Origin of the sequence: Mycolicibacterium aromaticivorans JS19b1 = JCM 16368, from assembly GCF_000559085.1 — a bacterium.
Taxonomy (GTDB): Bacteria; Actinomycetota; Actinomycetes; order Mycobacteriales; family Mycobacteriaceae; genus Mycobacterium; species Mycobacterium aromaticivorans.
Map to the genome: position 1 here is coordinate 14,543 of NZ_JALN02000002.1, position 22,155 is coordinate 36,697.

The window sequence follows — 22,155 nt, forward strand, 5'->3', positions numbered from 1 at the left end:
TGACCATCAGGGGTTAAGAATATAGCGTTCCCTAAATATCCTTTCGCGCCGGACGACCAAGAAGGGGGCCTCTGGAATGTCTACGTTCCTCGAACCACAGCGATGTGCCGACGATGTGACCGCCCTGAAAGTGATGACAGAGGAAATGCGCCCGCTTCTGATCGGCGACGGCTACCAGATGTTCGAGGTGCGCGCACCTGAATCATCTGGACCGCCTCCGCACCAGCATCCCTGGGATGAAAGCTATGTCGTGCTGGAGGGCGTGCTGTGGGTGAGCCGCGGCGGCGAAGAAGCGACCCTGCAGGTGGGTGAGGCGATTCGAGTGCCGGCTGGCGTCGTGCACGCCTATCGCGTTCTCTCTGACGGCGCCCGGTGGATCACGACTTCGTCTTGTCCGGGCGGCGCGCTGGATTTCTTCTCCGATGTGGATGCCGCGTCCAACGGCCCCGGCGACGTGAGAGCCCTCATCGAGGCCGCGAAGCGAAACAGGGTCGAATTCGCCGATCCGGCATTGCAATAGCCGTCATTTTGATTTCTCAGCACGCACACGGCGCCGTGGTATGCCAAAAGTGTTGACAGCCGGCGCAGAAGGTGGCGTTGGGCCGGCTGCTGTCATGAGGCGGGTCGGCGTGATCGGCTTGGGCGCCATGGGTTCCGCGCTGGCAGAGTCGCTTCTCGCGACGGACCATTCGGTGGTTTGTTTCGACATTCGGCCCGACGTGTTACGCCCAGTTGTCGAGCTAGGCGCCGAGGCTGCTGCGGACGCGCGTGAGTTGGCCGGCGCATGTGATGTCGTTTTGACGTTCCTCCCGGGGCCGAGTCAGGTACTGGAGGTGGCGCTCGGGTCGGAGCGAGGTGTCCTGGCCGGCCTTGCCGACGGGGCCGCCCTGCTGGATATGTCGACCTGTAATCCCGAGGTTGCAGCGATCATCGGTCAGGCCTACGACGCGGCTGGGAGGCGTTTTGTCGATTGCCCCGTCAGCCGAAAGGCGCCGAACATGACCGTTCTGGTCGGAGGGCCAAGCGGGGTGCTCGGCCCTGATGCCGATGTCCTCGCCGCCGTCTCGCGCACCTTGGTGTACTGCGGCCATCGAGGTGCGGGATATGCCACCAAGCTTCTCAACCAGCACGTCAAGTACAGCTGGTATCTCGCTTCGGCGGAAGCCCTCTTAATCGCTGAGGCGATGGGATTGAATGCCGGCGAGGTAGCCGACGCGATCGCGGAGTGCAGCGGGGGGGACTCGGGTCTCACTACGGCGGCGGCGTACTTCCGCCACGACACCGAGTCAGTTAGGAACCGCGCCCCCGCTAGCACCATTACGAAAGACTCCGCGCTGGCGGAAAGTATGGCGACGAACGCCGGTATCCGCAGCAGGACGCTTGAGCCCGTCGTGGACTTCTTCCAAAGTGTTGCGGCCTCGGAGTTTCGCGACCGTGCCTACCCCGAAAGCACAGAACTTCTTCAGCGAATCCGGTCGATGCCTCCGAAGTGAACCCCTACGTCTTGAGTGCGACCCCCGTCACGCTGTATAGCTAACTGAATTGTTAACGGGTCGAATATCGGTGAGCAGAAAGAAAGACCACCAGCCATTTGCCGGTATGATCGGCACCCGGGTGGAGATGTCTGCCGAACCGCTGATCAACGTTGCAAGGGACTTCATGAGTACCGAGAAGTTGACGATGGCCGAACAGGTCGCGGCCAAGACCCGCGAAGCCGGACCCGATCACGACCCCTCTTCGTTGGCGCTCCCGCTTGCGCTCTACCGTGCTGTGACCGCCTTCGGTCGGGTCGCCGTCGATGAGTTGACGCCGGTAGACCTCTCGATGAGCCAGTTCAACGTTCTGACCGTCCTGAAGCGCGCCGACGGGCCGATGACGATGGGCGCACTGGCCGATTCTATTTCTGTACGCCAAGCCAGCCTGACGAGCGTGGTGGACACGCTGACCAAGGCAGGTTTTGTCACACGCAAGGTGAATCCCCGCGATCGGCGCTCGGTTGTGGTCGCGATATCGAAGAAGGGCGATCAGTTCATGACCGAGTTTCTGCCCGGTCATTACGACTTTCTGCAGAGACTCTTTGCCGGTATCAACCCGCGACACAGGCAGCAGCTGCTTGCACGACTGAACGAACTAATAGATTGTTTGGAGAACTACCCGAGTGGCCAGCGCACCTCCTGATCGGTCCCCGGGTATAGGACGGTCGACGCCGCTACGGTGCTGACGTCCACTCACCGGTCCTCGCTTGGCATCCACGGCTCCAACTGAGGGGTCTATCGGGTGCACTCAGGTAGTGAGTACTCCCGAGAAGAACGTTCGCTCGTCGGCTAGGTTGCGTCCGACCTTGGTGAAACGTGGCAGTCCGCGTGGCGTTCAGGGTTTGTCGCGAGGTGCGAATGACATTGCGGCACAGAAAGAATTATTGATACGACGCTGCACGACCGCAGCGAAGAACTGTGTCGATGTGATGGTCGACAGTTTGCGTCGCCAGCCGCACCGCTGCGCCCGCTTGACGTGGGCATCGTCTCCCCTTCGAGAGTCCATTTACACAGGAGCCTAAATTTCTACCTTGCAGATATTCGTGAAGTATGATAAAAACTGGGTACTGCACTGGCCGAGGGGATGTCGAAGGTTGCATAAAGACGCTTCAATTTGTGTGAGCTTGCTTGGAGCGGAAACACGCTTCGTGGATGTAGCCGGTATACGTACCAGGACGATTCAGGCAGGGGAAGGTCCGGACCTCATTCTCCTGCACGGGGGAGGCGGTCACGCCGAAGCCTTCGCCCGCAATGTGACGGCGCTGTCGCGTCATTTCCGAGTGCATGCGCTGGACCTGTTGGGTCACGGTCTCACCAGTGGTTGTGAGGTCGCCCCGAACCGTAAGGACTATGTCAGTCACCTACTCGGATACATGGACCAGGAAGGCATCGACCGAGCCCACCTGGTCGGCGAGTCGTTAGGAGGTTGGATCGCGGCGTGGACTGCGTTGGAACATCCCGACCGTGTCGACCGGTTGATCTACGTGTGCGGCGCGCGGTTGACGCTAGAGGTCGGCGCCGATGCCGAGGCTCGCACCGCTGCCGGGCGCGCAGAGCTTGCCCGGGTCACCCGGCAATTCCTGGCTGACCCGAGTCCGGCGAATGTGCGGGAGAGGATGGCGTGGCTTTTCCACCACCCTGACCGCGACCTGACCGATGAACTGGTGGCGCTGCGGTGGGCGCTTTACCAGAGCGAAGAATCGCGGTCGGCACTGACGAACGCGACGGCGCCGCCCTCAGCGGCGACTGCTGAGGACAATCTCACGGCTGAGCGATTGACCAGCTTGACCAGGCCCACGCTCGTGCTGTGGACGAGTCACAATCCCTCGGCGACGGTGGAATTCGGACGGCGGGCAGCCGAGCTAATTCCCGGCGCTGAATTCGCATTGATGGAGGATTGTGGCCACTGGCCGCAGTGGGAACGGCCGGAAGAGTTCAACCAAATCCTCACCAACTATCTTCAAGGTGATCGCGAGTCCCGAGGGCAACGTTGATGGAGACAATCGGTTCCAAAACCGGCCCGGCGCTGCCGATAGACTCCTCGGCCTTCTACGACGAGGCGGTGTACCAGCGGGAACTCGACTCCATCTTCAAGCGGTCGTGGCTATTCGTCGGCCACGAGTCCATGATCCCCAAGCCCGGTGACTTCCGCACAACCTATATGGCCGACGACGCCGTGATCGTATGCCGGGACAAGGAATCTCGTGTTCGTGTGCTGCTGAACAAATGTCGGCACCGGGGCAATAAAGTCTGTCAGTTCGACATGGGCAACGCGAACATCTTTCACTGCAGCTATCACGGCTGGAGTTACGACACTGCCGGACGGCTGCGCAGTGTTCCGCTAGCCGAGAGCGCCTACGGGCCGCAGTTTGATAAGGCCAGCATGGGCCTCGTCTCCCCCCGGGTAGCTACCTACAAAGGACTTATCTTTGCTTGCTGGGATCAGTCGGCGCCGCCGCTGGAAGAATATCTGGGGGAGGGCCTGCTGTGGTACCTCGACAACTTTCTACTCGACTGTGACCCCAACGGCCTGCAGGTCGTTCCCGGCCTGCACCGCTACCTCATGCCCGTCAACTGGAAGTTGTTGGCCGAGAACTTCGGCGGCGACCAGTATCACTTCGCTGCCACTCACGGATCGGTTTCCGCACTGTCGAAAGCTGGGCAGACTGCCCGCATCAACTTTTCGATAGACGAGGGGCAGCACTACAGCGTGGTTCTCGACGGCTGCGCGCCCCATGGGTTGCTGCAACTGGCAGTCGGTAAGAATTTCTATCAGGACGATCTCGCCCAAGCCGAAACGCTGGGTACCGAAGCAGTCGACTGGCTAACCGAGCGGCAGCGCCTGCAAGACGAGCGGTTGGCGACATCCCCCGTGCAGCCCTACAGCTTTCACGTAGCCAATATCTTCCCAAACTTCAGCATGATTGGCATGGGCACGGCTTTTTACGGTCGGGGATTCATCATGTGGCAGCCTCGGGGACCGCGGTTGACCGAGGTTTGGGAGTGGTGTTTGGTGGAAAGCTCCGCGCCCCGTGCTGTCAAGGAACGTATGGTCTTCGTCTTGAGTCAGCGGCAATCGGCGGCCGGTCTCGTGACGCCCGATGATCACGAAAACTTCGAACGATTGTCTGACGCCCTTGACACCGGAGTCGCCCGGGATGTGCCGTTCAACTACTCACTCGGCGAGGACGTCGAACCAATGGAGTCGCTGGTTGCGGAGTTACCCGGCAATGTCAGGCCGCAGATCAGCGAAGCCTACCAGCGCGAGTTCTATCGGCACTGGCACCGAACTATGACGGAGCCGGCCTAGCCATGGAGACCAGCCAGTTGGACGTGGAACTGCGGCTGCGAATAAACGAATTCTATGCGCGGGAGACCATGCTTCTCGATGATGGGCGGCTGGACGAGTGGCTGGGCTTATTGGCGCCGGATGTCAGATACACGATGCCATTCCCAGAGTCCAGCACGCATCCGGTCGACGATGATGACGGCCTACCGCCGTTTCTGTTGTTCAACGACGACTACGAATCGCTGAAGCTGAGAATTGCCCGGCTGGCTACTGGGCTCGCTCCCGGGGAAACTCCACGCACGATCACTCAGCGCATTGTCAGCGACATCCTGGTCACCGATGTGTCCGATCAAGAGCTCTGCGTCCGATCCAGCGTCATGGTGTTTCTCGTGCGCCATGAACGCCACGAGAGCTTCTTTATCGGCAAACGACAAGACGTTCTACGCCGAGACAAGCACTCGGGCCTGCTGCTGGCCGCCCGGGTCATCACCCTGGCTCATAGCGTTCTGCCACGAGCGATTTCGATCTTCTTCTAATGCCCAGTCGTCCAATAGCCCTCAGTTAGGTCGCACACATGACAGATGTCGCTTCACGCGAACTAGGCCTGGGATTTCTCGGAATCGGTCAGGCAGTCGCCAGAATCTTCCAGCAGTACCCGGACATGTCGACGCTGCCGTATCGGGTTGTGGCGGCTGCGGATACCCGATCACACTCGCTCGCCCGCTTCGCCACCGAGTTCGCAGGCCGCACCTATACCGACGCAGAGCAACTGTGTGCCGATCCAAGCGTGGACGTCGTCTACATCGCCACCCCTCCCGAGCTGCATCGGGAGCATGCCCTGATGGCCGCACATTACAGAAAACACATGATCGTCGAAAAGCCGTTGGCCATGTCGATCGACGATTGCACTGCAATGGTCGAGGCGGCCCAGGCAGCGGGCGTGCAGCTGATGGCCGGCCACACACACAGCTTCGACGCGCCGGTGCGAGCGATGGCCGAACTGGTACGCAGTGGCGATCTCGGCGAGTTGCTCATGGTGAACACCTGGAACTTCAATGACTTCAATCGGCGACCGTGGCCGACTTCGGAATTGCGCTCGACCAGCGGGCCAGTTCTCAACCAGGGGCCTCACCAGGTCGATATCGTGCGGCAGATAGTCGGCGGTGTGGCCAGAACAGTGCGTGCGTCGACAATATGGGACGACGTCCGGAAATGCGTCGGGGGATACACCTGTCATCTCGGATTCGAATCAGGAGTTTCCGCGACGCTCGTCTATGACGCGCGAGCTTTCTTCGACGTCGCGGAGTTGCACTCGTGGGTGGCAGAGGACGGCGGCCGCCGCAGTCCCCAAGCCAACCAGCGTGTAGCCAGCAACTTCGCTGCGCTCAGTCAGAACCCTGACCACCTTGAAGTCGCACTGGAAGCTCAGAAGGAGCAGGGCCGCTACGGTGCTGCGACGACGACCGAAGAGTCACAGGAGCTGTGGGGTTACTCCGCCCCCGGAGAGATCATCCACCACCCCTACTTCGGCCTGACCGTGGTTTCCTGCGAACGCGGCGCGATCAGGCAGTCGCCCGACGGGCTGGTGGTGTACGGGCAGAACGGATTACAGGAAATACCGGTCGCGCGCACCATGCGGGGCAGGGCCGCAGAGTTGGCTGAACTACATCGGGCGATCACTGAGGACCGCCCTGTTCAGCACGACGGTCGCTGGGGGCGCGCGACGCTAGAAGTATGTTTCGCCATCCTGCAGTCGGCCTACGAAGATCGCGAAGTCGTTCTCTCCCAACAGGTATCGCTGTGACTTCAGATGAGGAGAAATCGTGGGTGAGATTGTAGCCGGTTACGCGTCGTCGCATGCCTTCACTTTCATCCCGCCTCCCAGGTGGGAAGGCTTCCGCATAAAGAACCGGCAGAGCTACACACTGCGACGCGGTAAGACCCCACCTCGCCTGAGGAAAGACGAAGAACCATTCGACGACGCTGCGGCGCGTTACGCGCACATCGAGAACGCGCTTCAACGGCTGCGGGACAGCATCAGACAAGACCGACTGGATTGCCTGATCATCATCGGTGATGACCAGAACGAGAACTTCGACGGTTCGGCACTGCCCCAGATAGCCATCCACACCGGAGAGGGGTTCACAGTGTCTGACCGCTTCTTGCCAGACGCGCGGTTTTGGAAAAGTTCGCCCGACCTCAGTAAGGACTTGAGTGAGCACACCGTCGAGGCGGGGTTCGACGTCGCCACCGTTGTCGATTTCCGTGAGACCACCTTGCACTCACACGCCCATGGCGAGATTGTGGCCAATATCCTTGGAGACCACCAAATCCCGGTGGTGTTGGTATTCCTCAATGCCGTTCACGTGCCGTCGTTGTCGCCTAAACGGTGCTTCGCGCTCGGCCGCGCGATTGCCGACGCCGTGCGGTCACGCCGCCCCGCAGGCGAGCGGATAGGTCTCTACGCGTCCGGTGGGCTCTCACACTTCACTGCCGGCTATCCATGGGCTGCCTACGATGGGCCGCGCGTTCACGGTTCAATCGACGACGAATTCGATCGCCGCACCCTGAAGTGCCTTGCTACCGGAAACGGCTACGAGCTGAGCAAACTGACCAGCGAAGACCTGCTCAACTCTGGCAACATCGAGCTGAGATCGTGGATATGTGCTGTCGGCGCAGTCGGCGGCAACACGCCATGGGCCAGCGTCTATGAGCCCATTCCCCGCGCCCTGATGGGAATGGCCGTCGCCTGGACGAACTGCGAAGTCACTGTTTAGCGCGTCGAACGTGAGGCACGCGAAATTTGATTCGGCGGGTGTGTGGGTTATCCGCAGACCTACTCGACGTTTGCACTGAGAACCCCCACGGTCGAAGGAAGATGTCGTCGGCCGTGACCCTGGGACGAGGGCATGTCTGCCCACCCTCTGGCCCAGTCAACCGGCAGAACCGTGGGCCGCCGAGACGCCGCTCGCGAAAGGGTATGTGTCTCAATGTCGTTGTTGCGCCGCCTGCGCGGACTGTCGGCGACAATAGGCCCACACCGAAACCAGAGTCTCTGTTTTACAGAGTAGATCTCTGTTATACAGTAAGGCTATTAGGTACAGCGCCTAACTGCGTGGAAGTGATGGCTCGTGGTTAACGATACCCTTCTGCTTCGGGGCCTCAACAGCCCAAGCTCCATAAGAACGGACAAGGAGGCGAACCGGATGGCCATTTACGCTGCCAGCACCGCCCATCGCAGTTTGGGTAAGGCATCCGCAGACTTCGCTGTCGTCGTCAAGGACGGCGTCGACACCGAAACCCCGAGCTGGCGATGAGCTCCACCCCTTCGGGCGCAGGGCTAGACACCGAACGACACGCCATCGCGCTGGCCTGTCGCGTCCTGGCGGCGCGCGACTTGGCGCCAGGCATCCTCGGCCACATCAGCCTGCGCGTCGACCGAGATCGACTGCTGATCCGATGTCGTGGTCCGCGCGAGCGAGGGCTCGCGTTCACCAGCGCAGAGGACATCCGGATGGTCACGTTGGACGGTACAGCGGGCGGCAAAGGAGAACTCGACGATGGGTACCAGCCGCCGAACGAATTGCCACTGCACACCGAAGTGCTCCGCACCCGCCGCGATGTCAATGCTGTGGTTCATGCGCACCCCGAGGCGGTAGTCGCCGCCGATCTCGCCGGTCTGGCTGTCCGACCGATTGTCGGAGCGTTTGACATACCCGGTTTTCGGCTCGCCGCGGCTGGCGTGCCGGTCTATCGGCGAGGCGTATTGGTGCGCAATCGGCAACTAGCCCAGGAAATGGTTGCTGCTATGGCAGACCGGCCGGTGGTCGTTCTTCGGGCCCACGGCCTCACCAGTGCTGCGGAAACCGTCGAGCGGGCCGTACTACAGGCCATCAGCGTCGACACGATCTCGCGTTTGTCGCTCCAGATCGCTTCTGCGGGTGGCACTCTGGCTGATTTGCCTGACGCTGATGCAGCAGAGCTGCCTGATCTCGGTAACGCTTTCAACGAGACCATCGCGTGGCGTCACGAGTTGGGGCGCCTCGAAACCCATGGTTTGTCGTGTCACCCATCGGAGAAAAGGTCCTCATAGGCACATCCGGGCACGCGCTTATGTCCATTGCCGCGGGTGGTCTGGGACGCGGCTTCCGATCCCATCGGACCATTGGCGTAGACATCCCCCGCACTCTCCTCGCCCGAGCATCGAGACCCGCGTGAATCGGAGCTTCGACAGCGCTGCGCGGATAGACCCCCCATTCAGCGGCGAGGACGCTGGTGGGCAGATGCAGAGCAACAAGAGCATTGCGCATCACCGGAGGGACGATAGTTTTGAGTTGGTTGACCGGGCAAGTCGCCCTGGTGACCGGCGGGGCAGCCGGAATCGGTTTGGCCGTGGTCGAGCGTTTCTTGGCCGAGGGCGCATGCGTGGGCGTCCTGGATCGCTCGGAAGGCGACCTGGCTACCATCGGCAACGCCGACGGCAGGCTCATCGCGGTAACAGGTGACGTGACGTCGTATGCAGACAACGTCATGGCGGTGCGCGAAACGGTCGATGCGTTCGGAAAGCTCGACGTCTTCGTCGGCAACGCTGGGATCTTCGATTACTTTGCCCCTTTGGTGGGTTTCGACGGAGCCGACCTCAGCAGCGCCTTCGATGAGATCTTCGCGGTCAATGTAAAGGGCTACCTCCTTGGTGCCAGGGCCGCCGTTCCTGAACTCCTCAAAAGCGATGGCCCGAGCATGATCTTCACCGTCTCCAACTCTGGCTTCTATGCCTCCGGTGGCGGCCCGCTGTACACCGCTTCCAAGCACGCAGTCGTTGGCGTAGTGCGTGAACTGGCCTACGAGTTGGCGCCGAAGATCAGGGTGAATGGCGTCGCTCCAGGCGGCACGGTAACGGGCCTGCGTGGAATCGAGGACCTCGGCCAGGGTCAGGACGTGTTGTCATCGGTGCCCGGCATCGCCGACATTATGAGTACTACAAACCCATTGCAGTACGCGCAGCAGCCCGCCGATCACGCCGGCCTGTATCTGCTACTCGCGTCTGCAGACAACTCGCGAGCGGTGACCGGCGTCGTCATCAACAGCGACGGCGGCTTGGGCGTGCGGGGCCTCAACCAGCCGTCCGGAGGGCTGGAACTTGCCACCGGCGCGATGCGCATCGACGTCGGGTCAACATAGGAGGTTTTACACATGTTGGTGAAAGCGTTGGGTTATGTGGGTGTGGAGTCTCCGGATGCGAAGGAGTGGTTGGCGTTCGGTCCGGAGGTTTTGGGGATGGAGGCGGTTGAGGCGTCCAGTGGATCGGTCCTGTTGCGGATCGACGACGCCGATCATCGTTTGGCTGTGCATCACGGAGAGCGCAACCGGATGCTGTATGCGGGCTGGGATGTGGGCAGCGAGGATGCGCTTGAGGCTGCCGGGGAGTTGCTGCACAAGCGGGGCATTGGGTTTGAGGTGGGAACCGAGGAGGACTGCGCAGCCCGCGGGGTGTTGGGCTTTTTGACGCTGTCGGATCCTTCGGGGTTGCGTCATGAGTTGTTTTACGGTCAGAAGGTGGTGCCGGGTTCCTTCCGGCCCGGTCGTGCGATGTCGGGGTTCGTCACCGGTGCGCAGGGGTTGGGTCATGTGGTGCTGGCGACGCCGGACCTTGCGCAGGCCGACCGGTTTTTGCGGGGGGTGTTGGGGTTTAAGAAGAGCGATGAGATTTACACCTTCATGGATCTGTGGTTCTACCACTGCAACCCGCGCCATCACAGCATCGCGTTGACTCCGATGCCGGGTGTGCGGGGACTGCACCACGTGATGGTGGAGGTGCAAAGTTTTGATGACGTGGGCATGGCTTATGACCTGTGCATGTCGCGCAACATTCCGCTGAGCATGACGTTGGGGCGCCATGTCAACGATCGGATGGTGTCGTTTTACGTGCGCACACCGAGCGGGTTTGACCTCGAGTACGGCTGGGATGCGGTCACCGTCGACGAGGAAACCTGGACAGTCGCTCAGTACGACCGACCCAGTGTGTGGGGCCACCAGATGGTCGCCCAAACACCACCAGGCGCACTCGAAGCCGCAACAACATGAACGCCGCAATCACGAAAACATCTGTCCAAGAGAACATTACGCAGCCCAATCCAAGAAACGTAGGAGAAGTACATGTCTATTGTCGGTAAGAACGACATTCAGCAACTGGTAGCGGCGGGCCAAGAAGGCCTTGCTAAGGGCCGTCTGCCCGCCGGGCTGGTCGCCAACGCAGAACTCCACAAGCTCGAAGCTCAGCGAGTCTTCGGCCGGTGCTGGCAATTCCTGGCCCACGAGACGGAGATCCCCCAGGCAGGGGATTACGTGGTCCGATATCTGGGTGGCGGTTCGATCATCGTTGTCCGCGGCGAAGACGGCGAAGTGCGCGCCATGGCGAACTCGTGTCGGCACCGCGGAACAATGCTGTGCCGCACGGAGATGGGCAACACTTCGCACTTCCGCTGCCCCTATCACGGCTGGACCTACCGCAATACCGGAACTCTGGCGGGTGTACCCGCACAAAAAGAGGTCTATGGGGTCGAGATGGACAAGAACGAGTGGAGTCTTACCCAGGTTCCGCGCCTCGAGAACTACCGCGGAATGATATTCGGTTGCCTGGACGAGAAGGCAGAACCTCTCGTTGATTATTTGGGCGATATGGCGTGGTATCTGGACCTGATCACCCAGAAGTCCAAGGGTGGACTGGAGGTGCGGGGTGAGCCCCAGCGTTGGATCATCGACTCCAACTGGAAGCTCGGCGCGGACAACTTTGTCGGGGACGCCTACCACACGTTGATGACGCACCGATCGGCGGTCGAGCTCGGTCTGGCTCCGCCCGATCCGAAATTCGCGTCGGAGCCGGCGCATATCAGTCTCTCCAACGGTCACGGCCTCGGCGTCCTCGGGGCGCCGCCCGGGCAACCGATGCCGCCCTTTATGAACTATCCACCCGAGATCGTCGATGGACTCGCAGCGGCTTACGGCGATCAGGACCGCGCAGACATGCTTCAGCGTTCGGCCTTCATTCACGGCACGGTCTTTCCCAACCTGTCGTTCCTCAACGTCCTCATCGGTAAGGACAACAAGTCAATGCCAGTGCCGATGTTGACATTCCGGCTGTGGCGTCCACTGTCACACGACACGATGGAAGTCTGGTCGTGGTTTCTCGTCGAGAAGGATGCCGACGAAGAGTTCAAACAGCAGTCGTATGAGACCTACGTACGAACGTTCGGCATCTCCGGTGTGTTCGAACAGGACGACGCCGAGACTTGGCGCTCCATCACTGCGGGAACGCAAGGCATTCTCGCAGGCAGCCAGACACTCAACTTCGAGATGGGCATGGGTGTGCTGACCAGCGACGACACGTGGAAGGGGCCCGGTCGTCCCCTGTCCAGCGGGTACGCGGAGCGTAACCAACGCGAATTCTGGGGTCGCCTGTTGGAGTTACTCACCGACTCAGGCGATGACGCCAGCGAAACCGAGCCCAAACCCCAACTACTCGCGCAATCTCGGACCAATGCAGACGAGGTCGCCTGATGAGGCATCAGGCACCTGCTTGTCTCACAACCACAATCAACCAAGTCATAAAGGATGGTGTGCCATGGTAGCGACGGTCGAGCAACAGCTTCTGCTCCGCTGCGAGATGGAGAACTTTCTGTTCGAAGAGGCGGAGCTGCTGAACGACGGCCGGTTTCACGACTGGCTAGAACTGTGCGCCGAAGATATCCACTACATCATCCCGGTGCGCGTGAGCAGAGAACGCGCCAACGGCGACGGAAATTCGACGACCATGACCCACTGGGATGACGACTACGCAGGCTTGCAGCTGCGGGTGCTACGTCTGGACACCGAATACGCATGGGCAGAAGATCCGCCCTCACGGATCCGACACCACGTGTCGAATGTGCGGGTACGCCCCGGCGCAGGGACGGACGAATACGATGTCCGCTCCAACCTTCTCGTGTTCCGCAACAGGGGGGACAGTCCGCAGCACGACCTCATCTCTGCGGAGCGCCACGATGTCATCCGCCGCAGTGAGATGGGCCTGCGGTTAGCGAGCCGACGGGTAGTGCTTGATCATGCCGTTGTCGGCACCCACAATCTGGCTAACTTCTTCTAACGGGGCGACGTTGAGCTTGCATTACTTAAAACCTAGAAAGGTACAGTCGTGACCGGCGACCACGGTGCGGCGACGACCATCGCGAACGAGTTCGCCGTCGTCACCGTCGACAAAATCTTTACCCGCAATGGAGAGCGGTTGGAGATTGCCAGCCCCCGCCTCGGCTTCCGAATTCAGCTCGACCCGTTGGAACTTGAGAGTTTGTCATGGCAGACCAAGGAAAGCCTTTCGCGGTTTCTCGAGGACCCGTACGGTCCTGGCCATTGACCTCGCGCACGTCAGTGAGCAGGGGATCGTTTCCTACTTGACGCCCTTTCCCCAATCGTGAAAGGACGTCTGTGATGACAACTGCAGGTGCTGCGCGGCGGCGTGCCTTGGTCCTCCGCTCGATCCATCGCGGTGGAGGGGTGCACTTAAGTGAGGAGTGGACAAGTGATCCATGCGGAAGTCGATCCACGTCGGTGCTGCGGCTACCAGTTGTGCGTGGACGTCGCGCCAGGTGTATTTGCGATAAACTCGGCCGGGAAGGCGGAATCAGTGATGGGCGACATTCCGGCTGGTCTAGAGGTCGCGGCCCGCGCAGCTGCGCACCAATGCCCGTCGGGGGCGATCGCCATCCGCGCTGCCGGACTCCAGCAATGACACAGGACAACAGCCCGGGCTGGCGGGCTGGCGGGCTCGCGGCAGAGCCTGCCTACGACCGCTCCTCACCGTCAAGCGCAACCCGACCGACGCCGTCAGCGTCGATGACTGTTCACAGTTCACAGGAGTTGCCGTCGGCTTATGCCAACCTCGAGATCGATACACCAATCGGGGCGCCTCGAGCCCGCTTGGCCACCGGCACACGCGAGTGGATAGTTCTGAGCTCCATCAGCCCCGCCGAGCGCGCAGGCGGCGCAGTAGGCGGGAGGGCCTTGCCCCCATGTAGTGGACACGGGATTTGTGGTTATGCGGCTTCGGGCAGCGTAGCCGGTGTCAGGTTCCTTTCGTAGGTCGCGGGGCTGGAATGACGGCAGTAGGAGTGCCGTCGTGTGGTGTTGTAGCGGGCCAGCCACCGAAAGACCTCACGGCGGCAGATCGCCGCGTCCGGCCAGCAGGCACGGTCTTGCAGAATCTCGCGCTTGAGGGCGGCGTTGAACGATTCGGCCAACGCGTTATCGGCACTTGACCCCACCGCACCCATCGACTGGACGACCCCCAGATCGCGGCAGAGATTCGCGAAATCCCGTGAGGTGTACTGACTTCCATGATCTGCATGGAATATTGCACCAGCCAGTGAACCCCGCAGTGCAGCAGCGGCTTTGAGCGCATCGATGACCAGTTCGGTGCGCATGTGATCGGCGATCGCCCACCCGGCGACCCGCCGTGAACAGCAGTCGATCACGGTGGCCAGGTACAGGTTGGCGCCGGTCGCCAATGGCAAGTAGGTGATGTCGCCGACGTAACGGGTGTTGACCTGCGCGGCGGTGAAATCGCGTTTGAGCAGGTCGGGGACCTTCTGGTTCGCCGGGTCCGCCACGGTCGTCTTGACCCGACGTCGGCGTCGATAACCGGCGATCCCGGCGCCGCGCATCACCCGAGCCACCCGCTTGTGGTTGACCCGCTGCCCCTCGGGCGCACCGTCGTTGAGCTCGGCGGTGATCCGCGGCGCCCCGTAGGTGTTGTCCTCGTCGTGGACGGCGCGGATACGCTCGGCCAGCGCCTCGTCAGCAGCCCGACGGGCCGCTCGTCCGTCAGCACCGGCCAACCACGCGTAGAACGACGAACGCGCAACCTCGACGACTGCGCAGAGCCACTTCACCTCGAAGGCGTGCAGGTGGTCGGCGACAAACTGAAAGCGGCTCACCAGTTCGTCTCCCCGGCGAAATATTTGGCCGCCGACCGCAAGATGTCACGCTCGGTGGACAACCGCGCCTCGGTGGCGCGTAACGCCTTGACCTCACTGCGGAGGCGGGCCAGCTCCTGCTCAGGGCTCTCGGCCCCTAGCACAGGCTCGGCCACTACGACACCGCGGCGGTGCCGAATCGGCACCCCGGCCGACTTGCACCACGCCGAGAGCGTGGCCTCGCTGACACCGAGCTCGGCAGCGATCTGGGCGATCGTCGCGCCCTCGGTGTCCCGGTAGAGCGCGACCGCGTCACGCTTGAACTCATCGGGGTAATTTTTCCTTGCCATCGGGTTGGATCATCTCGCTTCCCCCAGCACATTCCTGGGATTGAGCGTGTCCAACACACGGGGTCAAGTCCCGGACGGTGGGGTTCAGATCTTGGTGTCGCCAGCAATCTCGGCGCCGTCGGACGGCAAGCCGTCCATTCTGTTCCCCGCATAGGCCGTGCGAATTCGGCGCTTCGGGGATTGGTGTCGGTAATATCGGGACGTGCTCACTGAGTCGCCCCGCAGTCTCCGGTGAGGACGTCGATGTCGCGCTGGACCGCGCGTGAGGCAGAGTTTTTAGCGGTAACACTACGTTTGCTGCAGCAGCATGGATACGACGGGTTGACTGTGGAAGCAGTGGCGGCAGACGCTAAGTCCAGCAAAGCCACCATATATCGCCGTTGGCCGTCTAAAGCTGAGCTAGTGCTAGCGGCATTCGTTGAAGGCACTCGGGCGAGAGAGGCACCGCCGCACAGCGGTTCACTGCGCAGTGACCTGCTGCAGATCGGCGATTGGTTCTGTGATCAGTCAGGTCAGCACGCCAGCACGGTGCGGGCAGCGTTGACTGAAGTTTCGCGCAATCCCGCGTTGGGTGCAGCTCTGGAGGACGCGTTCGTCCATCGGCCCAAGTTGCTGGTAGCTGACGCACTCGTTGACGCTGCCGACAGAGGAGATGTGGACTCTCGCGTGATCGTCGACGAAGTCTGCGACCTATTGCCCGGATACCTTCTGTTCCGATACCTGTTCTCGCGCCGCCCGCCCACTGCCGAGACTGTCCGCGCGCTAGTGGACGACGTGCTGCTACGCGGCCTGACCCGCAGCCCGCCCTCGCTATGAAGGAAAAAGCGCCACAACGGTCTAGAGAACGGTCTGCTCGACAGGAATCCGAGCTGAGAACGGACCTGGATAAGGTCAGCGGCGGTGGTTACGGCCCATCCAGGGCTATGCTTCGCTGCGATGACCGAGTGTCCTGCGCCAGGGATTCGTTGGCGTTCGTGCCGACCTGGGCCAGGTGGCCTATGTCGCCTGCACTGATGAGCCGGCCGTAGAGCCGGGCGATTTCGCGCAGGTGTGGTTTGCGTGTTCCCCGTGCTGAGTCTCGGTAACGGGAGTCGCTATCGTCGCGAGACCCACCTCGGCCGTCCGAACAAACCGCGGGCAGAGCTGTTTGGAGGCAATGTTCAGGTCGCGCGTAGGGTGTGTTGCGGAGTGACGCCGAACTTGCGCCGATAGGCTGTACCGAAGCGGCCTAGATGACCAAAGCCCCACTTCATCGCTATGTGGGCGACAGTGACGTCGCCCGCAGACGATGCCGCCAGTTCTGCGTGTGCACGATTTAGCCGGACTTCGCGCAGATACGTCAGCGGGGGAAGCCCCACGTGCCTCTTGAAGCCCTCTTGGAGAGCACGGACCCCGATACCAACCTCGCGAGCAAGATCGGTTGTCGTCCAACTCCATTCGGGATGCTCCTCAATCAAGTCGAGTGCTGTCCTGACCACTTTCGGCGGCGGTGCCGCTTGTTGCTCGGCATCTAGCGCCATGGCCTGGTAGTGAGGTTGGGCGAGTAGAAATCCATGCATTAGCAAGTGTTCGAAGTGTCGCCCGGTCATCGGATGTTGCACGATGCTCTGTGGGCGAGAGAACTCCCGATACAAGAGCGATAGCAGCGCAAGCCAGGTGCGACTGCTCTCTGCGGTGAGGTTCATGCTATGCGTGATGTTCAGCGGCCTCACTGCGGGTCGTCCAAGCAGGCCCTCGAGTTCGAGTTCCAAATCTGCCCGGCTGAACTTCACGCATAGCTGGGCACAGTCGGCGGCCCACTCGATGCCAGCAGGGCGGCCCGGCAGGAACACAGCCGCCTGCGTGGGTGTCGCTTGAGCGGTGGCTGCGCCGCACCACGACTCGGCGTGGCTGGTGAGGGGAACGTTGATGTGGTAGTCATCCAGCGCAGTCGAATTGACGAGTTCGACATCTGCGCCATACCGAAGATAACCGACTGTCACGGCACCGATTCGTGCGGCAACGAGCCGGGCGTTCAACCGCTGGCCGCGCCGGGAGAATCGGAGATGGTGCGGCGTGAAGATCTGCGAAGCGAGGTGCTCGGCCGCGCTCAACTGTTGGGTACATACTGTCTTCTGTCGACTGAAGTATGATTCCGTGACCTCTAACTCTGTCGGCATTGTTAAGTCACCACCTCGTTGCTTTCCTGCTGCGCAAAAAACTAGTTCCGCCTTCCAGACGGCTTGTCGCTCCCTCGGACACGGACGAAGGTCTGGCTGAGGACGCAGTGTGCCACGTCACAGCGCAGCGCGCACCTAACCATACTAATCCATGGAATTTCTGTCCAGCAGAGAACGTTTCTTGTGGACATTTCGGACTGCCTTTCGCCGCGTGACGGAGTGCTCATCGAAACTCGGATCCGGCCGCAGAAGCAGGCTGACAGCTTCGGGCTGGCTGCATCACAGGTCGCCGCCGACGCGCTGAACGGGTTTGGGGTCATGAGGGGGACCCGTTTGATGGTCCAGTCGCTATGCGACTTGGGGTTGGTGGGTCGTGGTCCACTGTAGAGCGAACTCGGCTGGGGTGAGTTCGCCGTGGGCGGAGTGGGGCCTGTTGGCGTTGTAGTCACAGCGCCAGTCTTCGATGATCACACGGGCTTCCAGCAGGGAGTCGAAGCGCCACGAGTTGAGCAGTTCATCACGCAGCCGGCCGTTAAACGACTCGATCCAAGCGTTCTGCCACGGCGAGCCAGGATCGATGAAAAGTGAACCGGTGCCGTTGAATCGGCACCAATCGTGCACGGCGTGCGCTACGAACTCAGGCCCGTTGTCGAAGCGCACGTAGTGCGGCGCGCCGTGAGCGAGGGCCAGGCGATCCAGCACATCGACCACACCGTCGGCATCGAAGGCCCGGTCAACCTCGATCGCCAGTGCTTCACGGGTGAACTCGTCGATCACGTTCAACATCTTCAAGGTGCGGCCCTCGGCGGTCGTATCGAATTGAAAGTCCATCGCCCAGATCACGTTCGGACGAATCGGTGACATCGCGCCCACGGCGACACCGATACCGGTCAAACGCTTCTTCTTGCGGCGCTGCGGAACCCGCAGGCCCTCGTCGCGCCACAGTCGGCGAATGCGCTTGTTGTTGACCTGCCAGCCCGCTCGACGGGCCATCTTGGCTGCCCGTCGCCACCCCCAGCGCGGCCGCTCCGTGGAGAACCGGCCGCAGCCAGGCCCGCAACTCGGCCTCCTCATCGGTGATCGGCGGTGGCGTCAGGCGCATCGTGGAACGGTGGATGCCCACGACGGTGCAGGCGCGGCGTTCAGACACCCCGAACCGGTCGCGCAGCGCCGTGACGGCGCTGCGCTTGCGGTTCGGGGTCAGAAGTTTCCCGCCGAGATCTCCTTGAGCATGTCGATGTCGAGGGCCTGGTTGGCGACCAGCTTCTTGAGCCGGGCGTTCTCGGCCTCGAGCTCTTTGAGCCGTTTCGCCTCGTTGGCCTTCATGCCGCCGTACTGGGCAATCCAGCGATGCCACGTCGATTCGGCGATCTGCAGGTGTCGGCACACCTCGTTGAGTTCCTGCCCCGAAGCGAGGAGCTTGTTGCCCTCGGCGAGCTTGCGGATGATCTGATCCGGCGTGTGCCGCCGGCGCTTGTTCGATGCCATGTCGTTGTTGATTCTTCCTGCCCAAACACTCGGGCAACAGAGTCCCACAACGACTGGACCACTACGACGGGCTCACCTCAGTCAAGTGCGGGTAGCTGATCGTCAACTCAAACACCGGTGCGCAGACTCCTGGCGTGGACGGCATGGCCGTCGTGACGATGGAGGACACCGTCGGTGCGGCCAGGTTCCTGATCGACCTACGAGCCCAGCTGATGTCTGGTTCGTTCCGCCCGCTACCGGTACGGGAACGTATCATCCCCAGACCCGGCGACGGCGAGGACACCCACACCCAGACGCGCAGGGCGGCATCTTGTTCCCGCTGTTGGCCAACATCGGCTTGTCGGTTCTCGACGAGCACCTACCTGCACAAGCCTTGGGAGCCGGGCGGGGCGATGTCCACGGGCCTATCTGCGCAGTCGGCTCCGCGTCCATGGCCTGCCGAGATGGCGAATCGTCCGCGACGCCGACGATTTCCTCATTCTCGTACATGGCAACCAGGCGGACGTCGAAGCCTTCGGCGAAGACATTACCGATGCGCTGCCTCCACTGGGGTTGCGGCTTTCCGAGGCCAAGACCCAGATCATGCAGATGCGCGACAGGTTCAACTTCCTCGACTTCCGCATCCTGTGAAAACGTAAGAAGGGCACGAACAAGTGGTACGTCTACACCTTAATCGCCGGCCGGCCGATCCGGTCCCTGAAGGACAGGGTTCGTGGCCCTGACGAGCAGATTATCGCAGCAACCACCCAGGGCTGTGCTGATCCGGCTCAACCAGATCATGCGCGGCTGGTCTACTCCCGGCATCGGTAGCCAAACACACCATGAGCTCCCCGGAACATCTTGTGACACAGAGTGATTCGCTGGTTCCGGATACTGCACCGCTGGAATGGACGAGACATCCGCCGACATCTCACCGGTCTGCATGGCCGGTGGACCAGACCTTCGGCGGACAGGATCGAACTGTTCAACCTGGCCTCGGTACCCATCACGCGGTACCGCTACCGCGGCACCACCCTGGACGGTGGCAGACCCGCCTAGATGCCGTGGAGAGCCCGCTGCGTGGAAACACGCACGCCGGGTTCGGAGAGCGGCCTGGGGAAACGGACTGATGGCAACACCGGGCACCGCGCCACGGGCCGACTCAACCAAAGGGAAAGAGGCTAACCTGGCGATCATCCGACCTGCCAGGTCCGCCGCATCTCGCACCGTGAAGGGCTCTGGATCGCCAGCCACGCAAGCCGACCGAGGGGTCTCCTACGGCATGCCACAGACCTCGTCGATGTGCGCTATCGCGACCTCGCCGAGACACCTATCGAAAGATCATCGAATCGCATCGGCGGCTAGGCCAGGAATCGGTCGATGGTTTTGATGATCTGGTACGCGACTCGCAGTGTCGGCACATCAAGGGCTAGTTCTTCAGCGGCGGCGAGGTAAGGCTTCAGCATGAAGTCGACCTCGGTCTTACGTCGTCGCAGAACATCTTCGTACATCGAGGGATGGCCCGAGTTTCCTTGTTCGCGCATTGTTTTGCCCTGCCGAATGACGAACTTGATCGCCTCTGCGGTCGGGAGGGCGTCGAGTTCCTTCAACCGCGACAAAGGCGCGTAGAAGTTCATCGGCTCGTACCCCATCGCCCGGTAGACCGCCATAAGGTCTTTCGCCAGCGCGACGAAGTACTTCGCTCCCTCGGGCACCTCCATGCCCTCGAAGACCGAGGTGCCGGGGATCGCGCCCAGCGCTGTGACCGACCACGCGGCCGCCAGCGCGATCTGGGCCAGCTTTTCCCACTCCACCTGCTCGATGTTGCCCACCGCCACTGCAGGAAGGCCAGCGGCGGTGAATGCAGTCGTCAAGTCGTCGACGCGCGCACTGGATGATCCGTCAAGTTCGCCGAAGTAAGCGGTCACCTCGGCCGTCAGGTGATTCCGTACAAGGCCCGGTTCGAGCAAGGTACCGCCCTCGATGGTGGAAGCTCCGATCACCCGGTCCGGCCCAAGCCACCCGGCGAGCGTTGCGTCCTTCTCGACGGTGTTCTGCACTGACAACGCACTGCTCACGACATCGCGTAACCCGGCGGCGTCGGCTAGGGCCTGCGCGGTGTCTTTGCCTTTCACCGCCAAGACCAGGTAATCGAAGTGACCAGTGGCTTTGGCCGTCTGGTCGACTGCCCTCAAGTTGTCCTTGATGACCAGGTCGCCCCGGCGGCCAGTGATCCGCAGGCCGTCGCGCGTGATGGCCTCGGTGTGCGCCGGTCTGCCGACCAGAGTGACTTCCACCCCAATGTTCGCCAAATAGCCACCCAGGATCGAACCGAGCCCGCCAGCACCCAGGATCAACATGCGCATCAAATTGCCCCTGCGGCCGTCAGTTGCTCCTGCAGAACATCCCGCTCCAGACCAGACAGTCGGGCTTTGACGGGCGGCCGCACCGGGCCCGCGCGCAGCCCCAGCAGCTCGAACCACGCCTTCAGATAGGGCATGGCCGCGACGTAGGAACCTGTAGCCGCGATGCGGCCGATGAGCACCTCGTCGTACACCTGACGGATCGCGTCCAGCTTCGCCGACACAGGCAGCGCTCCCGCCAGGTGACCAGCAAACGCAAGGTCAGTGTAGTGGTGCAGTTGCTGCCGCCACTTTCCGTAAAGGATCAGGGAGAGCTCCCCGTAAAGGACTCGGCCCCCGAAGAGCGCAGCGTCATGAGCCCAATAACGCTCGTTCGGCTCGCTGATCACAAGACGGTCCCCGACTTTGCGGCGTAGGGCGATGCTATCGGTCCAGCTCAAGGTGCCATTCTTGATCCCGACAACGTTGGAGTGCTCGGCGATCCGAGCGACAGCGTCGTGACTGTATACGAAACTGGATACCGGCGTGCGGTAGAGGACCAGCGCCAGCCCAGTGGCGGGCGCCACGAAGTCGAAGTACGCAACAACGTCGTCGTCGGTCTTGAGTTGCACCGATGGGTTCATGATCTCGGCACCGGTGAAGCCGAGCGATTCCGCGAAGCGCATTTTTTCAATCGCCTGGAAAGCCGACGAGTCCAAAATGATCGTAAACAGCGGCAGCCTTCCGGCAGTCGCATTGGCGACTACCTCATGGTAGCGGCGCCATTCGGCCAATGTCATGTTCCATCCCTCGGCGAAGAACCCGCCGACAACGAGGCCGGTACAGCCCATCTCCACAAACGCGTCGATATTCTGCCGCAGGCCTTCTTCGTCCAGCTCGAACTCGTCGGTGAGGGGCGTGACGGGACACATATAGAAGCCTCGGAGATTGTCGGTAGCCCAAGCCCTGGCATCCTGTCCGACCTTTGTCGTGACGGTCATGTTGTTAGCAACTCCTAGGTGATAATTCGCCAGTTGAAGTTCAGGCA

General features: G+C 61.6%; 20 protein-coding genes and 1 pseudogene. 16 read left to right on the forward strand and 5 right to left on the reverse strand.

All coding sequences use genetic code 11. The annotated features are described in order from the left end of the window. Window positions 1–76: 76 nt before the first annotated feature. The 15 genes from Y900_RS26395 to Y900_RS31180 all read left to right on the forward strand — a co-directional run bounded on the left by Y900_RS26395 (window position 77) and on the right by Y900_RS31180 (window position 13,606). Window positions 77–520 carry a cupin domain-containing protein gene (locus Y900_RS26395; protein WP_036348116.1) on the forward strand — a complete coding sequence of 148 codons (444 nt, stop codon included), beginning with the start codon at window positions 77–79 and terminating at the stop codon, window positions 518–520. A 94-nt stretch (window positions 521–614) separates the two neighbouring features. Next, window positions 615–1,493, forward strand: a complete 879-nt coding sequence (locus Y900_RS26400) for an NAD(P)-dependent oxidoreductase (protein WP_036348799.1) — start codon at window positions 615–617, stop codon at window positions 1,491–1,493. A gap of 166 nt (window positions 1,494–1,659) precedes the next feature. Continuing rightward, on the forward strand, window positions 1,660–2,178 hold the full coding sequence (locus Y900_RS26405; RefSeq protein WP_036348802.1) for a MarR family winged helix-turn-helix transcriptional regulator: 519 nt from the start codon (window positions 1,660–1,662) through the stop codon (window positions 2,176–2,178). Window positions 2,179–2,629: 451 nt separating this feature from the next. Continuing rightward, window positions 2,630–3,529 (forward strand): alpha/beta fold hydrolase, encoded by a 900-nt coding sequence (locus Y900_RS26410; RefSeq protein WP_036348119.1) that lies wholly within the window; start codon window positions 2,630–2,632, stop codon window positions 3,527–3,529. Then, window positions 3,529–4,845 (forward strand): aromatic ring-hydroxylating oxygenase subunit alpha, encoded by a 1,317-nt coding sequence (locus tag Y900_RS26415; RefSeq protein ID WP_011562975.1) that lies wholly within the window; start codon window positions 3,529–3,531, stop codon window positions 4,843–4,845. The genes Y900_RS26410 and Y900_RS26415 overlap by 1 nt, the downstream gene beginning before the upstream one ends. 2 nt (window positions 4,846–4,847) lie before the next feature. After that, entirely contained in the window at window positions 4,848–5,360 is a 513-nt protein-coding gene (locus Y900_RS26420) for an aromatic-ring-hydroxylating dioxygenase subunit beta (protein ID WP_036348123.1), read from the forward strand. A 38-nt stretch (window positions 5,361–5,398) separates the two neighbouring features. Then, a complete protein-coding gene (locus tag Y900_RS26425) occupies window positions 5,399–6,628 on the forward strand; it encodes a Gfo/Idh/MocA family protein (protein WP_036348126.1) in 1,230 nt (409 codons plus the stop codon). Window positions 6,629–6,647: 19 nt separating this feature from the next. Continuing rightward, a complete protein-coding gene (locus tag Y900_RS26430) occupies window positions 6,648–7,601 on the forward strand; it encodes a DODA-type extradiol aromatic ring-opening family dioxygenase (RefSeq protein WP_036348129.1) in 954 nt (317 codons plus the stop codon). 536 nt (window positions 7,602–8,137) lie between these two features. Continuing rightward, window positions 8,138–8,917, forward strand: coding sequence for a 3,4-dihydroxyphthalate decarboxylase (phtC, locus tag Y900_RS26435; protein WP_036348132.1), 780 nt, complete (start codon window positions 8,138–8,140; stop codon window positions 8,915–8,917). A gap of 236 nt (window positions 8,918–9,153) precedes the next feature. Then, the gene (gene hcaB / locus Y900_RS26440) at window positions 9,154–10,005 is read left to right on the forward strand and encodes a 3-(cis-5,6-dihydroxycyclohexa-1,3-dien-1-yl)propanoate dehydrogenase (protein ID WP_122963548.1); all 852 of its coding nucleotides are present in this window, start codon (window positions 9,154–9,156) and stop codon (window positions 10,003–10,005) included. A gap of 12 nt (window positions 10,006–10,017) precedes the next feature. Then, window positions 10,018–10,908, forward strand: coding sequence for a VOC family protein (locus Y900_RS26445; RefSeq protein ID WP_036348138.1), 891 nt, complete (start codon window positions 10,018–10,020; stop codon window positions 10,906–10,908). A 72-nt stretch (window positions 10,909–10,980) separates the two neighbouring features. Next, window positions 10,981–12,381, forward strand: a complete 1,401-nt coding sequence (locus tag Y900_RS26450; protein WP_036348141.1) for a Rieske 2Fe-2S domain-containing protein — start codon at window positions 10,981–10,983, stop codon at window positions 12,379–12,381. A 64-nt stretch (window positions 12,382–12,445) separates the two neighbouring features. Then, window positions 12,446–12,964, forward strand: a complete 519-nt coding sequence (locus tag Y900_RS26455; RefSeq protein ID WP_036348144.1) for an aromatic-ring-hydroxylating dioxygenase subunit beta — start codon at window positions 12,446–12,448, stop codon at window positions 12,962–12,964. 48 nt (window positions 12,965–13,012) lie between these two features. Further along, window positions 13,013–13,231 (forward strand): hypothetical protein, encoded by a 219-nt coding sequence (locus tag Y900_RS26460; RefSeq protein WP_011559095.1) that lies wholly within the window; start codon window positions 13,013–13,015, stop codon window positions 13,229–13,231. 165 nt (window positions 13,232–13,396) lie between these two features. Continuing rightward, window positions 13,397–13,606: a ferredoxin gene (locus Y900_RS31180; protein ID WP_081845367.1), complete on the forward strand. Its 210-nt coding sequence runs from the start codon at window positions 13,397–13,399 to the stop codon at window positions 13,604–13,606. Between the two features lie 304 nt (window positions 13,607–13,910). Here the strand turns inward: Y900_RS31180 and Y900_RS26465 are convergent. Then, a protein-coding gene (locus Y900_RS26465; RefSeq protein WP_085977995.1) for an IS3 family transposase occupies window positions 13,911–15,139 on the reverse strand; the annotation gives its coding sequence in 2 pieces (ribosomal slippage) (window positions 13,911–14,827 and window positions 14,827–15,139; 1,230 coding nt in all). A gap of 243 nt (window positions 15,140–15,382) precedes the next feature. On the opposite strand from Y900_RS26465, the gene Y900_RS26475 reads away from it, so the two are divergent. Next, on the forward strand, window positions 15,383–15,955 hold the full coding sequence (locus Y900_RS26475; RefSeq protein WP_051660547.1) for a TetR/AcrR family transcriptional regulator: 573 nt from the start codon (window positions 15,383–15,385) through the stop codon (window positions 15,953–15,955). A gap of 344 nt (window positions 15,956–16,299) precedes the next feature. Here the strand turns inward: Y900_RS26475 and Y900_RS26480 are convergent, their stop codons facing one another. From Y900_RS26480 to Y900_RS26505, 4 genes and pseudogenes are all read right to left on the reverse strand, one after another. Further along, a complete protein-coding gene (locus Y900_RS26480; protein ID WP_237752731.1) occupies window positions 16,300–17,232 on the reverse strand; it encodes an AraC family transcriptional regulator in 933 nt (310 codons plus the stop codon). A 414-nt stretch (window positions 17,233–17,646) separates the two neighbouring features. Next, a pseudogene (locus Y900_RS26485) lies at window positions 17,647–18,786 on the reverse strand (IS3 family transposase). A 1,340-nt stretch (window positions 18,787–20,126) separates the two neighbouring features. After that, window positions 20,127–21,131: a ketopantoate reductase family protein gene (locus Y900_RS26500; protein ID WP_036348157.1), complete on the reverse strand. Its 1,005-nt coding sequence runs from the start codon at window positions 21,129–21,131 to the stop codon at window positions 20,127–20,129. Beyond that, on the reverse strand, window positions 21,131–22,108 hold the full coding sequence (locus Y900_RS26505; RefSeq protein ID WP_036348160.1) for a dihydrodipicolinate synthase family protein: 978 nt from the start codon (window positions 22,106–22,108) through the stop codon (window positions 21,131–21,133). Before Y900_RS26505 ends, Y900_RS26500 begins: the two co-directional genes overlap by 1 nt. Window positions 22,109–22,155 lie beyond the last annotated feature (47 nt).